This window comes from Collimonas sp. GW821-FHT02H07 (assembly GCF_059421505.1).
This window is the reverse complement of sequence record NZ_JBWKVC010000002.1, coordinates 346,078-359,294: the sequence shown is the minus strand read 5'-3', so window position 1 is coordinate 359,294 and position 13,217 is coordinate 346,078. Positions and strand designations below refer to the sequence as shown.

Genomic DNA, 13,217 nt, shown 5'->3' with positions numbered 1-13,217 from the left:
TAGCAGTATAGGCCCGAAAGCCGGCCGCATGCTTCGTCATGTGACGAAACGTGCGGCCGGTCCAGCGCTGGTTCGGAGCTGGTTCAGAGCGGCACGACAGGAATGCAGATATCGCATTCGAAGGCGCAGCTTGCCGCGTCGTAAGCGGCGTCCGTCGGGTAGTACTCGAAACAGGGGCGGGCATCGAGCTGCATGCCGCTGGCCGGCAGCCAGTCGCGCAGCAGGCCGGTCCAGCTGTCGCCGATATCGCGGCCGGTGCCGCGGTAGCGCGTCATGGCGTAGCTGCCGCCGGGGATGACGGTAGTGAAGCAGGGGCCGCTGGCGACAAAATCGGCCGGCACTTCGACGCAGGCATCGTAGCGGCATTTGTCGGCGCTGGTGATGCCCGGATCATCGTGGCTGATGCCGTAGCGCGGCTTGCCGAACAGGTTGTTGGTTGCCATCCAGGGGCTGACCACCTTGCCCCAGAATTCCGAGATCGGCTGGCCGTAGGGGCCGATGTAGCGCAGATAGGCGATCTTGACTTCGGGCCGTTGAATCACTTGGACTTTCATGGGAATCTCCATAACGGGTTGTCGGGAGTTCTCATGATCGGCCATGCCGTCGTCGTTTTCCTGATCCTGCTTGCTAAGCGGCTGACCAGGATTGCTTTTCTGCGCCTCGTCCTGCCTGCGTATCGCTTCAAGCTGGCTGGCCCAGCGGCCGGCCTGCCCCTGGCGCCATTCGGTGGCGGTGCAGCCGAAGCGGCCCTTGAATGCGCGCGCAAACGCTTCCGCCGAACCGAAACCTACCGACAGCGCAATATCCAGCACCGGCACCCCCGGCTGGGCGATCAGCCGCAATGCGGCTACCTCAAGCCGGCGCCGGCGCAGGTAGTCGCCGAAGGTCTCGCCCATCCAGGCGGCGAACAGGCGGTGGAAATGAAATGCGGAGAAGTGTGCAACATCGGCCAGCATGCTCAGTTCCAGGACCTGGTCCAGGTGCTGGTCGATGTGCTCCTGCACCTTGTGCATGCGCCTTGCATAAATGGCCTGGTTTTCTTGCGAACCCATGGTTTGTGCCGCCGATCTGTCAGCGCGTCGCCGGCGGCAAGCTGCTGCGCAAGCCGCCGCCAATGGAGCGCGACAGCAGGGCGGCGATTTCGGGTCCGGGCAGTGCTGCCGAGACGGCAAAGGCGAACAGGAAAATCAGGTGCTGGGTCATGTGCATATCCTCGATGCGGCTATCGTAAAAACAGGGATGGTTCACAAGGTCTTTTTTGTAAATGCGGTGGTGCAAAGCTCGGCAAAAATAGACTGCATTTCCGAGGACGTCTGCTGCATGCCGTTCTCGCTCCACCATGCCAGCACCGTGAACAAGGACGCTGAAATGAAGCGTCCGTGCAGGCTGGCCGGCAATTCCTCGCGGGCGTCCAGGATGGCGCTCAGCCTTCGCTCCAGCATGTCCTGCGCCATGCGCGATACCGCCGGACCACCTGCGCCGTTCATCAGCGCTGAGTACATTTGCGGCACCTCGCGCAGATGAGCGAACAGGCTGGTTGCATCGAGTAGTCCCGGCAGCTCCGTCGATACCACAATGTGGCGCTCCAGAACGCCTTCCAGCTGGGTTCGGAGCAGTTCGTCCTTGCTGTCGAAATGGGCGTAAAACGTGCCTCTGCCGACGGCTGCCTTTTTTGCAATATCGCTGACGCGGATAGCGTCGTATGAACGGCGCAGCAAGAGCGCGACCAAGGCAGCATGGATATCGTGGCGGCTGCGGCGTGAACGCAAATCCACGTGTTCCTGAACAGAAGCAGATTTTTGTTCGATATCAGACATAAATTTGGACTTGTCCATTGAAGTCGCGCGGCTTTGACGAAATACTCGTGGCTCCTATGTTATCGCAAAGCAACCCCATCCTCCCTTTTGTTCAATTGGAAAGGTAAATATGACGAATCAACGAATTCATGCGGCAGCCCTGATGATCGGCATGCTGGCCGGCATCCTTACCATGGCGATTCACCCGACCGGCTTCGATCTGCATGCTTCGGCAGAATCCATCACGCGGGTCAATCACATCAATACCGTGACGCATATACTCGGCCTGGCAAGCATTCCAGTTACTTTGCTGGGAGCTTTTGGAATATCCAGCCGCATCGGCTGGAACAACATCAGTGGACTAAGCGCGTTCATTGTCTATTGTTTTGCGTCGATAGCCGTCATGCTGGCGGCGGTGGCCGACGGCCTGATCGCTTCCAGCCTGGCCCAGGAAGCAATCAACGTCGACGACAGCAAGCGGCAATTGCTGATGATGGCGCTGCATTACAATTTTCAGCTGAACCAGGCGCTGGCGAAAGTGTATGTTGCCGGCTCATCATGTGCATTTATCCTGTGGTCGATAGCGCTGACACATTTAGGAAAAAACACAAGAGTCCTCGGCATCGTCGGCGGCGTTGTCGGACTGTGCGGGCTGATTGTCGTGCTGGGTGGGCACATCCAGATGAATGCGCATGGGTTCGGCCTGGTTATTCTGGTGCAAGCTATCTGGATCGTGCTGGTCGCCATCTGGCTATTCAGAGAGGCTTCGCTTGAGGCCGGGTAAAGCCAGTCCTCAAAGCAGCAGCGCCAGCGCTAGCCTCAGGCGCGCGGCAGATGCCAGCCGCGCGATACCGCCACCATGCGCAGCGTAAAGCAAGCCACGCCGCCAACGAACGCGGCAGCGCCGGGCGGCAGGCCGAGGCGGCGCGCGGCCAGCACCACGAACGCGCCAAAGAAGGCTGCGGTAGCGTAGATATCCACCTGCAGCACCGCCGGCACGCGCGACAGCAGGATGTCGCGCACCACGCCGCCGCCGACCGCGGTGACGGTTCCCATCAGCATGGCGATGAACGGCCGGATGCCGAACAGGATGGCTTTCTCGACGCCGGCCACGGCGAACAGGGACAGGCCGGCGGCGTCCAGCACCAGCATCCATTCGGGCGGGAATGCCTGTACCGTCGAATGAAAGACAAAGGTAAAGAAGCCGGCCAGGAACGTCAGCACCGGATAGCGCCAGTCGCGGATCGCATTCGGCGGCGTGGCCCCTATCAGCAGGTCGCGGATGACGCCGCCGCCCAGGGCGGCCACGAACGAGATCACCATCACGCCCAGCAGATCGAGGCCGCCGCGCATCGCGCTCAGCGCGCCTTCGATGGCAAACACCAGGGTGCCGATCAGATCGGCGGCCACAACGATGGTTTCTGTCTTGAGCTTGATTTTGTACATGGAGCTGTTCCCTTCGTTAGTGCTGGCAAGCTATAACGAAAAAATCGGCGCGTCAATTACTCCATGCGCGTAACGTGCGTAAACGGGAACGGGGTGCAAACCGCGCCTTGCAGCGCTGCTTGCACCCCGTTCATGATCTCGGAGAGAGATCGGCAGCCTAGTTCTGCAGGCCGCGCGGAATCGCGCTCAGCAACTGGCGCGTGTAGGCATGCGTCGGGTTGTGATAGAGCTCGTCCGAGTTGGCCAGCTCCACCACTTTACCCTGATGCATCACCATCACCTGGTCGGCCAGGTATTTGACTACCGACAGATCGTGCGAGATGAAGATGTAGCTCATGCCGAACTCTTCCTGCAAGTCTTGCAGCAGGTTCAGCACCTGCGCCTGCACCGAGACGTCCAGCGCCGACACCGATTCGTCGCACACCAGGATTTCCGGACGCAGGGTCAGGCAGCGCGCAATCGCAATCCGCTGCCGCTGGCCGCCCGAGAATTCGTGCGGATAGCGGTGGTAGGCCTGCTGCGGCAGGCCGACCTTTTGCAGCAGTTGCATCGCCATTTCGGTGCGCTCGCTGTCGTCGCTGCCGATCTGGTGGATGCGCATCGGCTCCAGCAGGATCTGGCCGATGGTGAAACGCGGATTGAGCGAGGCGTACGGGTTCTGGAAGATGATCTGGATACGGCGCTTGTAGGCCATGAAATCCTTGTTGGACATGCCGATGATGTCCTTGCCTTCGAACAGCGCCTGGCCGGATGTCGCCTGGTGCAAGCGCATCAGGGTCAGGCCGACCGTGGTCTTGCCGGAACCGGATTCGCCCACCACGCCGAGGGTCTTGCCGCGCGCCAGCTTGAAGGAGACATCCTGCACCGCCTTGAATTCCTTGCGGCCGAACAGGCCTTCGCGGAAATAGAAGCTCTTGCCCAGGTTGCGCACGTCCAGCAAGGTGTCTTCCTGGCCGCTGCAGCCGCGCGAGCGTTCGCGCAGATCGAGCTCGGCGCCGCTGCCATTGCCGCCGTTCACGCCGTTGTTCATATAGTCGCTGATCACCGGCAAACGCCATGGACGGGTGTCGAGCGAAGGACGGCACATCAGCAGCGCCTTGGTGTAGGGATCCTGCGGCGCTTCGAAGATCTGACGGACGTCGCCTTTTTCCCGCACTTCGCCATGCCGCATGACGATCACTTCGTCGGCGATTTCACCGACCAGCGCCAGGTCATGGGTGATGAACAGCACCGACATCTTGTGACGCTTGCGCAGCGCTTCGATGAGGTCGATGATCTGTTTCTGGATGGTGACGTCCAGCGCAGTGGTCGGTTCATCGGCAATCAGCAGCTTCGGTTCGCAGGCGATCGCCATGGCGATCATCACGCGCTGCTGCTGGCCGCCCGACATCTGGCTCGGATAGGCGTCGATCTTGGTGGCCGGCGAAGGAATCCCGACTTCTTCCAGCAGAGCGATGGCGCGCGCCCGTGCCTGCTTGGCGTTCATGCCCATATGCAGCTGCAGCACTTCGCCGATCTGGAAGCCGACCGTGAAGACCGGATTGAGCGAGGTCATCGGCTCCTGGAAAATCATCGAGATTTCCTTGCCGCACATGTCGCGCCGCTCGTCCGGCGACATCGCCAGCAGGTTGCGGCCTTCGAACTCGATCACGCTGGTGGGAGCGATGCTGGAATTGTCCTTCGGCAGCAGGCCCATCACGGCCAGCGAACTGACCGATTTGCCGCTGCCCGATTCGCCGACCAGGGCCACGGTGGTGTTGTGCGGAATGTCGAAGGAGACGCCCTTGACGGTTTCCACCATGGTCTTTTTATCGCTGCGAAAACTCACGCGCAGGTCGCGCACGCGCAGAAGTGGATGCGCGCTGTCTTGCTTGTTGTGGTTACTGGAATCCATGATGTCTCCTATTTCAGCTTCGGATCGAGGGCGTCGCGCAGCGCGTCAGTGAACAGCGAGAACGCCGTCACCAGGATCGCCATGGCGATACTCGCAGCCGCTAGCTGCCACCACTTACCCAGAATTAATTCGTTTTGCGCTTCGTTCAGCATGCTGCCCCAGGAAACGACGCCGACCGGCACGCCGAAACCGAGGAAGCTCAGGATCACTTCCGACTTGATGAAGCCGACCACCGAGATCGACAGCTGCACCAGCGACACGTGGCTGACGTTCGGGAAGATATGGCCGAACATCTTGCTCCAGTGGCTGGCGCCGATGGCGTCCGCCGCCATCACGTATTCACGCGACTTGTGCTTCATGTATTCGGCACGGATCAGGCGGTAGGTGCCGGTCCAGCCGGTCAGGCCGAGAATCAGCACGATCGCCGTCACGCCCTTTTGCTGCAGCACCGCGGCCACCGCCAGGATCAGCAGCAGGTAGGGGATGGAAGTGAAGATGCTGTAGAACCAGTTGAAAGCGTCATCGATCCAGCCGCCGAAGTAGCCGGAGACGGCGCCGAAGATGGTGCCGAGTGCGACCGCCAGCAAGGCCGAGACCAGGCCGACGATGATCGAGGTTTCCGCGCCCTTGATGGTTTTCTTGATGATGTCGTGACCCCACTTGTCGGCGCCGAACGGCAGCGTCTGCTTGCGGATCAGGGTGGCGCTGCTGCCTTTCTTGGCCAGCTCGGCGCGGATTTCCGCCATTTCAGCAGCGAGCGGGTCGGCGATGCCGTAGTCGTTGGCGATCACCGGCGGCGGTGCTGCCGCCGTGCCGCTCTTGCGCAGGTCGCGCAGGATGTCGCGCAGCGGATCGACCGGGTTTTCCGGCGGCGGCGCTTCCGTCACCGCGTCGTTGTCGGCGAAGCCGCGTTCGGCGTCGCTTTGCGCGCCCAGGAAAGTCGGCGGCGCGTAGTTGACGCCGACTTCCTTCGACCAGTCGCCGGCGATCAGGCCGCTGGCGGACAGCGCGAGCATGGCCAGGTAAAGGCCGACCACGGCCATCGCCGCCATCGCCACGCGGTCGGCGCGCAGGCGGCGCCAGGCCAGAGCCCACAGGCCTGGGGAATGAGTCTGGGGAGCAGCATTGAGAGCTACTGTGCTTGCCGGCGCCGCTTGGGTAGGGGCCGAATGTATACTTTGAGTCATGGCGGCTCCTACTTCAGTTGAACGCGTGGGTCGACGGCTTGGTACAGCAAGTCAGTCAACAGGTTGAATATCATGGTGGCGGCGGCGACATAGATCGTGATCGCCTTGATCACCGGGAAATCGCTGCGTTCAACCGCCAGGATCACTTCGCGGCCGATGCCTGGAATCGAGAAGAAGCGCTCGATCAGGAAGGCGCCGATCAGCAGGGCCGGCAGGTTCGACATGACGTTGGTGATGATCGGGATAGCGGCGTTGCGCAACACGTGCACCCACAGGATGCGGCGTTCCTTGACGCCCTTGGCGCGCGCGGTGCGGACGTAATCCTGGTTGACTTCGTCAAGCACGAAAGTACGGTACAGGCGCAGGCTGGGGGCGATGCTGACCGCCAGCATGATCAGGATCGGCAGGGCCGAATAGTGGAACAGGTTTTCCCAGAAGCTGTTGCCCCAGCCTTGCACCGGGAACATGCCCAGCTTGTAGGCGAACCAGTACTGGAACAGGATGATGTAGACCAGGATACTGATCGACATGCCGACGGTGCAAGCCACCATCACCATGCGGTCGGTCTTGGAGCCGCGCACGAAAGCCACGGCCAGCGCCAGCGCCACGGCGATCAGGGTTTCCAGGATGGTCAGCGGGATCAGCACGGTCATGGACGGGCCGAGGCGGGTCAGGATCACGTTGGCGACAGATTCACCGGTGCTCCAGCTGGTGCCGAAGTTGAAGGTGACGATCTGCTTGATGAAGATCCACAGCTGGATGTAGTAAGGCTGGTCGATGCCGAGCTGGGTGCGGATGTTGGCGATCTGTTGCGGATTCGACATCTTCCCTGCCAGGATGTAGGCCGGGTCGCCCCCGACCCAGTTGAACAGGAAAAATACCAGTACGATAACGCCGAGCATGGTCGGCAGCATTTGCCAGAGTCGGCGCAGGATATAAGCGGTCATGATGGTTCCTTAGTCTGGCTCAATGCAGGCGCTGGCCTGAAATTTCGTCAAAGAATGCCTTGCTGTTCGGCTCGCGGCCGAGGAAGCTGCTGACCATCTCGCCGGCCGGTTTTTCAGCGCCGCGCGAGAGGATGTCGTTACGGTACAGATGGCCGACTTCCGGATTCATCAGCTTGCCGTTGTAGCGCGACAGCATGTCCAGCGCCAGCACTTCCGACCACATGTAGCCATAATAGCCGGCTGCGTAGCCGCCCATCAGGTGGCCGAACTGGCCCGGGAATTCGGTGCCGGGGACATAGCCCAGCGGCGTCGCGCCTTCCATCTGCTGCCAGACTGCCAGCGGCTGTTCCTTGTCCGCCTTGTTGTTGTGGACGCTCATGTCGTAGCTCGCGTACAGCAGCTGGCGCGCATAGCGTATGCCGCGGCCGTAGTTGTGGGCCGCGGTCAGGCGTGCCAGCAGGGCGTCGTCGATGGTCGGGCAGGCGGTCTTGCAGAAGCCGGCCAGCAGGGTCAGCGATTCTTTGCGGCGGGCCCACTCTTCATACATCTGCGAAGGTGCTTCGACGAAGTCGAGTTCGACATTGGTGCCGGCTTGCGCCACGTATTTGGTGTGCGACAGCACGCCGTGCAGGACGTGGCCGAATTCGTGCACCAGGGTTTCCAGTTCGTCGCTGTTCAAGCCGTTGCGGTCGAGGTTGGTGACCAGGGTCGAGACCGGGGTGCGGTGGGCCAGCGTGCTGACGCCGCGCGTGCCCCAGGCGGCGGCATGGCCGTACTTGCCTTCGCGCGGATAGAGGTCGAGATAGATGCCGGCGATGCGTTCTTTGCTCTTGCTGTCGATGACGTCGTAGTACCGGACTTCAGGATCCCAGACCGGCACTTCCACGTGCTTGAATTCGACGCCGTACAAGGCGCCGGAGACATGCAGGATCCACGGCACTGCTGCTTCGCTAGGGAAGTACTTGCGCAGGGCTTCCTGGTCGACGTTGTAGCGCGCCTGCTTGATCTTCTGCTGCCAGTAATCCGAGTCCCAGCGTTCCAGCTTGGTGTCGGCCAGCGGCGTCTTCAGGGTTTCCGACTTGAATACGCGCAGTTCCTCGATTTCCTTGCGTTCCAGCTCAGTGACCGCGGTCTGTACTTCGCTCAGGAATTTTTCCACGGTCTGGGGATTCTTGACCATGCGGCGGCGTGTCACCAGGTCGGCATAGCTTGGCAGTCCGAACAGGCCGGCCATTTCATGGCGCAGGTCCATGGCCTGTTTCAGGATATCCAGGTTCTTCGGCGTGCCGTGGTTGGTGAAGGCAATCTGGTAGCGGCGGCGTGCATCGCTGTTATCCGCCGATTCCATGAACGGTTTGTAATCCGGGTATTCGAAGCCGAGCAGGTAGTTGCCTTTGTCGTCGCGCTTGGCGCGGGCCAGGTAGGCGGCAGGCATGCCTTGCAGTTCGGCTGGCGTGAAAGTCAGCTTCTGGTTGTTGTCGCGGATGTTGCGCGCGAATTCCTGGCTCAGCTCGCCCAGCTTGTCGAGGATTTCCTTCATGCGGGCGCGCTTTGCAGGCGGCAGGGAAACGCCGGTGTCGTCGAAGCTGTACAGGATGTCCTGGCGCAGTTTCTGTTCGACCGGGTCGGTCGGCTGGATGGCCTTGAAGCGGGCGTACAGCTTCTCGCTTTGCAGCAGGTCGGTGGCGAACTTGTTGGTGTCGATCAGGCAGGCTTCAGTGGTGCTGCGGACCTTGGCGTCCGGTGAAACGTTGTTGAGGATATCGACCGGGCCTTGCAGGTCTTCCAGCGCGATTTGCAGGTCGTTCCATTCGGTCAGCACTTTCTTGCTGTCTTTGGCATGGGCCGGCGGCAGTTTCTCCAGCTTGGCGACGCGCTTGCGCAGGCCGTCCAGCGTGTTGCTGCAGAGAGTGGGAATCTGATCCGCCTGCAACAGCGGTATCAAGGGCCGCTGTGCGCCTTGGGCGACTGCCTGGTTCATCATCAGCGTGAAAAACGCTGTGGTGACCGGCAAGAAAAGTGACGATGTTTTCATGCATTACCTCAAATATGGGCCGAGTGAAAATGAACAGTGTTTGGAAAGCAGGCGGGAGGCAGCAGACGCTTGGCCGTCCCGCTCCGCGGTGTTTTATTTAGATCGTTTTTCGATGTCGAAATACATCCATTCGGTAGGCATGACCGGATGCTTCTTGTAGCCGATCACACGCGGCTGCGCGATCATGTTGCGGTAGCGGGCATAACCGATGCGGGACGGCGCATCGACTTCCAGGATACGCGCCATCTTGTGATACAGAAGGTCGCGTTCCGGGCCGGCCGGCAGCTTCTGGGAAGCGGCGTAGAGCACGTCGTATTCGGGGATCTTGTTGCAGCCATTGTTATTCTGGCCGACGTTAGGCCCGTAGAACAATTGCATGAAGTTGTCGCCGTCGGGATAGTCGGCAATCCACGGCGAGGTGCGCGTTTGTATCTGGCACTCTTTTTCCGCCTTGAGCAGGTCGGGGAAAGTTTTCAGGTCGCCGACCATGCGGATGTGGATGGTGTCGTAGGTCTTCTTCCACATTTCCGATTGCTGCTGGCCGTTGGAATCGGCGCGGGCCGAGTAGCGTATCGTCAGCGGCTTGCCGTCGGGCAGGGTGCGGTAGCCATCCTTGCCGATCTTGTAGCCGAACTTGTCAAGCAGGGCATTGGCGACTTCCGGTTCGTACTGGATGCTGCTCTTGTAATCCGGATCGTAGCCGACCACGCCTGGCGGGATCGGATATTCCAGCGGAATCGCTTCGTCGTTCCAGACTACCTTGATTTCTTCACGGACGTTGTGCGCCATGGAAATGGCGCGGCGCAGGGCGATCTTTTCCTTGCTCATGCCACCCACTACCGGATCCTGCATATTCCAGTAGAAATAGCTGATTTCAGGGTCGACGATGCGCGACAGCTGCACGCCGCGCTTGACGAATTCCGGTTTCAGCTTGCCGCCGGACATGACCTGCGGCGCCAGCGGGCCTTGCAATTCAGTGATGTCGACTTCGTCGCCTTCGAAGGCCAGCAGGCGCGACTGATCTTCCACCATCACGCTGATCTCAACGCGGCCGATCTGCGGCATGCGCTTGCCCTTCATCTTGGCCACGATGGCGGCGTCGCCCGGGTCGGTGCTGGGCTGGAAATCCCAGGTGTAGCCGCGGTAGTCGGGGTTGGCGGTCAATACCATGCGCGAGCCGCGTATCCATTGGCTCAGGATGTAAGGGCCGGTGCCTACCGGGTGGCCCATCACGGTGCCCTGGGCATCGCGGTATTTCTCGATGACTTCACGCGCCACGGCGCTGGTCGGCTGGTGCGCCAGGATCATGCCGAGATTGAAATCGGGTTGTTTCAAATGGATGCGCAGGGTGTAGCGATCCAGCAGTTCAAAGCCGGGGACGTTGGCATCGTAGTCGAAATGGCCGGTTTGCTTGGCTTTCGCGGCGACTTCGTCGAGGCCGACGACCTTGCCTTCCAGCAGCCAGGTTTGCGGCGAAGCCAGCTGCGGATCGAACAGGCGCTTCCACGCGTAGACGAAATCGGCCATGGTCAGTTCGCGCTTCTTGCCGTTGAACACCGGATCATCGGCAAAGTAGATGCCTTTTTTCAGGTGGATGGTGTAAGTCATGCCGTCGGTGCTGACTTCCGGCAGGGCCGCTGCCGCCGAAGGCATCAGCTTGGCCGGACGGGCCAGGTACTCGTAGGCGAACAGTGTTTCAAACACCGATTGATTCACCAGCTGCGAATAGAGGTCGCGCGTCACGGCCGGATCGAAACCGGTTTCCGGCGCCACGAAGACGAAGCGCAATACCTTGTCGGGATCAGCTGGCGAAATCGGCGCCGCCGCGGCCGATGCATGCATCGGCAGGGCGCACGCTAAACACGCAACCAATATCCCGCGTAACCAAAGCGAGTTCATACCATTTGTCTCCTTCATAAATCTCTAGCTAAATTCGGACTGCGGCAGGCTGATAGGGCTTGCCGGAGCAGGGTGTCTTGTCAATTACTGAATAGGCGGATCAATGCTTGTCGACGTCGATGTACTGCCATTCGGCGTGCAGGATCGGGTGCTTCTTGAAGCCCTTGACCCATGGCCGCGCCAGCCAGCTGCGGATGCGGGTGGTGTTCACCACCAGAGCCGAATCTGCTTCCATCTGCCGATTCATCTGCAGGTAGAGCTGGTTGCGCTCAGGGCCGGGCGGTAAGGCAACGGCTTTTTCATACAGTGCGTCGTAGGTTGGCGAGCTATAGCAGCCATGATTGCCCTGGCCGACATTCGGGCCATACAGCAATTGCATGAAATTCTGGCCTTCTGGATAGTCAGCATTCCAGGCGGCGCCCCACAGCATCAGTTTGCACTGGGTGGCGGCTTTCAGGTTGTCAGCGAAATTGTTGATGATGAATTCAGAACGGATGCCGATCTTGTCCAGGCCGCGTTTCCACAATTCGGACATTTCCTGGTAGAACACCGCTTGTTCGCGCGTGAATTTCAGCAGCAGCGGTTTGCCGTCAGGCATGGTGCGATAGCCATCGGCGCCGCGTTTGTAGCCGAAATGATCCAGCAGTTTGTTTGCCAGTGCCGGATCGTAGGCGACGCTGTTGCGATAGGTCGGATCGTAGCCGACAACGCCCGGCGGGATGAACATTTCCAGCTTGGTGGCCTGGCCGTTACGCAAGATGGAGACTTCCTGCTTGTTGTCGTACACCATGGCGATTGCGCGCCGCAGGGCAATCCTGTCGAGGCTGTTGCCGCCTATGGTCGGATCCTTGTAGTTCATGACGGTGTATGTCACGCCGGCGTCAACCACGCGCTGCAGCTGGATGCCTTGTTCGGCGTACTCTGGCTTTAGCTTGTCTCCATCCAATACTGTTGGGGCTGCCAGTTGGGGCATTTTGTCGAAGTCGATCTGCTTGCCCTGGAACGCCAGCCAGCGCGATTGCTCTTCTTCGATGATATTGATCTCGACCCTGCCGACCTGAGGCATTCTCTTGCCTTGCATGTCCTTGACGATTTGCTTGTCAGTGGCGTCGGAGGAGGGCTTGAAGTCCCAGGTAAAGCCGCGGTACTCGGGGTTGGCGACCAATACGATCTTGCTGCGCGGGACATAGGTTTGCAGCATGTAGGGGCCGGTGCCGACCGGATGCTGCCCGCTTTGCGCGCCGTAGGTGCTGATGACTTCCTGCGCCACCGCACCAAAGGCGGAATAGGCCATGATGTTCAGGAAGTTGTAATCCTTGGCGTTGAGGGTGACGCGCAGGGTATAGCGGTCTGGCGCCTGCAAGCCGGCGACCGCGGCATCGTAATTGAAGTGGCCGCTTTTTTGCGCCTGGGCTGCGAGGTCGTCGAGGCCGACGATCTTACCCGCAAGGAAACTCGCGTGTACCGAACGGCTTTGCGGATCGAGAACGCGCTTGAATGTGTAGATATAGTCTTCGGCGGTCAGCTCTCTGCGCACGCCCTTGAAGGCCGGGTCGGGAGAAAAATAGATGCCTTTTTTGATATGGAAGGTGTAGGTTTTACCGTCTTCACTGATTTCCGGCATGGCTTCCGCGGTTTGCGGCACCAGTTTGGCCGGCCTGGCTAGATAGTCATAGGTGAGCAGGGTTTCGTAGATGACTTCGCTGACCCAGCCGGAATAGAAATTGGCGGTTCTGATCATGTCGAAGCCGTCGTCCGCGGCTTCGAAACCCATCTTGATCACTTTCGACGGGTCGGCCGGGTTGGTGCTGGTGGCAGCGCTGGCGCTGCCCGCAAACGCCGCGACAACCAGCATTTGCCCTATCAATACTTTTTTAAAGCCAAGCAGATTCGATAATTTACGATGCATTTTCATTGCCTTTTGAGCAGGTGATTATTTTCTTGTGCTTAAGATTGCTTATCTTTAGCCAAAATAGTGTCATTTCCAATGACATCGCGCACTATGGCGGGTAG

At 60.0% G+C, this 13,217-nt stretch carries 11 protein-coding genes; 1 reads left to right on the top strand and 10 read right to left on the bottom strand.

The features are described 5' to 3' along the window. Positions 1–83: 83 nt before the first annotated feature. From AC07V8_RS04780 to AC07V8_RS04770, 3 genes are read right to left on the bottom strand one after another with little or no spacing between them, the layout of a single operon-like run. Positions 84–1,052 (bottom strand): AraC family transcriptional regulator, encoded by a 969-nt coding sequence (locus tag AC07V8_RS04780; protein WP_494677517.1) that lies wholly within the window; start codon positions 1,050–1,052, stop codon positions 84–86. A 19-nt stretch (positions 1,053–1,071) separates the two neighbouring features. Then, positions 1,072–1,203, bottom strand: a complete 132-nt coding sequence (locus AC07V8_RS04775; protein WP_494677516.1) for a hypothetical protein — start codon at positions 1,201–1,203, stop codon at positions 1,072–1,074. A gap of 41 nt (positions 1,204–1,244) precedes the next feature. Continuing rightward, entirely contained in the window at positions 1,245–1,775 is a 531-nt protein-coding gene (locus AC07V8_RS04770; protein ID WP_494677515.1) for a TetR/AcrR family transcriptional regulator, read from the bottom strand. A 151-nt stretch (positions 1,776–1,926) separates the two neighbouring features. Between AC07V8_RS04770 and AC07V8_RS04765 the strand changes: the two genes are divergently transcribed. After that, complete coding sequence (locus tag AC07V8_RS04765) at positions 1,927–2,580, top strand: hypothetical protein (RefSeq protein ID WP_494677514.1); 654 nt, start codon at positions 1,927–1,929, stop codon at positions 2,578–2,580. A gap of 35 nt (positions 2,581–2,615) precedes the next feature. Here the strand turns inward: AC07V8_RS04765 and AC07V8_RS04760 are convergent, their stop codons facing one another. From AC07V8_RS04760 to AC07V8_RS04730, 7 genes are all read right to left on the bottom strand, one after another. After that, positions 2,616–3,242: a trimeric intracellular cation channel family protein gene (locus tag AC07V8_RS04760; protein ID WP_494677513.1), complete on the bottom strand. Its 627-nt coding sequence runs from the start codon at positions 3,240–3,242 to the stop codon at positions 2,616–2,618. Between the two features lie 157 nt (positions 3,243–3,399). Further along, positions 3,400–5,136: an ABC transporter ATP-binding protein gene (locus AC07V8_RS04755; RefSeq protein WP_494677512.1), complete on the bottom strand. Its 1,737-nt coding sequence runs from the start codon at positions 5,134–5,136 to the stop codon at positions 3,400–3,402. Positions 5,137–5,144: 8 nt separating this feature from the next. Then, positions 5,145–6,323 carry an ABC transporter permease gene (locus AC07V8_RS04750; RefSeq protein WP_494677511.1) on the bottom strand — a complete coding sequence of 393 codons (1,179 nt, stop codon included), beginning with the start codon at positions 6,321–6,323 and terminating at the stop codon, positions 5,145–5,147. A gap of 8 nt (positions 6,324–6,331) precedes the next feature. Then, positions 6,332–7,270 carry an ABC transporter permease gene (locus AC07V8_RS04745; RefSeq protein ID WP_098495909.1) on the bottom strand — a complete coding sequence of 313 codons (939 nt, stop codon included), beginning with the start codon at positions 7,268–7,270 and terminating at the stop codon, positions 6,332–6,334. 19 nt (positions 7,271–7,289) lie between these two features. Beyond that, a complete protein-coding gene (locus tag AC07V8_RS04740; RefSeq protein ID WP_494677510.1) occupies positions 7,290–9,305 on the bottom strand; it encodes a M3 family metallopeptidase in 2,016 nt (671 codons plus the stop codon). Between the two features lie 93 nt (positions 9,306–9,398). Then, the gene (locus AC07V8_RS04735) at positions 9,399–11,147 is read right to left on the bottom strand and encodes an ABC transporter substrate-binding protein (protein WP_494677509.1); all 1,749 of its coding nucleotides are present in this window, start codon (positions 11,145–11,147) and stop codon (positions 9,399–9,401) included. A 157-nt stretch (positions 11,148–11,304) separates the two neighbouring features. Continuing rightward, entirely contained in the window at positions 11,305–13,113 is a 1,809-nt protein-coding gene (locus tag AC07V8_RS04730) for an ABC transporter substrate-binding protein (protein WP_494677508.1), read from the bottom strand. Between the last annotated feature and the right edge of the window lie 104 nt (positions 13,114–13,217).

Bases quoted from the DNA above. Each gene is read 5' to 3' on its own strand.
- AC07V8_RS04780 (WP_494677517.1), bottom strand. From the start codon at position 1,052: ATGGGTTCGCAAGAAAACCAGGCCATTTATGCAAGGCGCATGCACAAG.
- AC07V8_RS04775 (WP_494677516.1), bottom strand. From the start codon at position 1,203: ATGACCCAGCACCTGATTTTCCTGTTCGCCTTTGCCGTCTCGGCAGCA.
- AC07V8_RS04765 (WP_494677514.1), top strand. From the start codon at position 1,927: ATGACGAATCAACGAATTCATGCGGCAGCCCTGATGATCGGCATGCTG.
- AC07V8_RS04760 (WP_494677513.1), bottom strand. From the start codon at position 3,242: ATGTACAAAATCAAGCTCAAGACAGAAACCATCGTTGTGGCCGCCGAT.
- AC07V8_RS04755 (WP_494677512.1), bottom strand. From the start codon at position 5,136: ATGGATTCCAGTAACCACAACAAGCAAGACAGCGCGCATCCACTTCTG.
- AC07V8_RS04750 (WP_494677511.1), bottom strand. From the start codon at position 6,323: ATGACTCAAAGTATACATTCGGCCCCTACCCAAGCGGCGCCGGCAAGC.
- AC07V8_RS04745 (WP_098495909.1), bottom strand. From the start codon at position 7,270: ATGACCGCTTATATCCTGCGCCGACTCTGGCAAATGCTGCCGACCATG.
- AC07V8_RS04740 (WP_494677510.1), bottom strand. From the start codon at position 9,305: ATGAAAACATCGTCACTTTTCTTGCCGGTCACCACAGCGTTTTTCACG.
- AC07V8_RS04735 (WP_494677509.1), bottom strand. From the start codon at position 11,147: ATGCATGCATCGGCCGCGGCGGCGCCGATTTCGCCAGCTGATCCCGAC.
- AC07V8_RS04730 (WP_494677508.1), bottom strand. From the start codon at position 13,113: ATGCATCGTAAATTATCGAATCTGCTTGGCTTTAAAAAAGTATTGATA.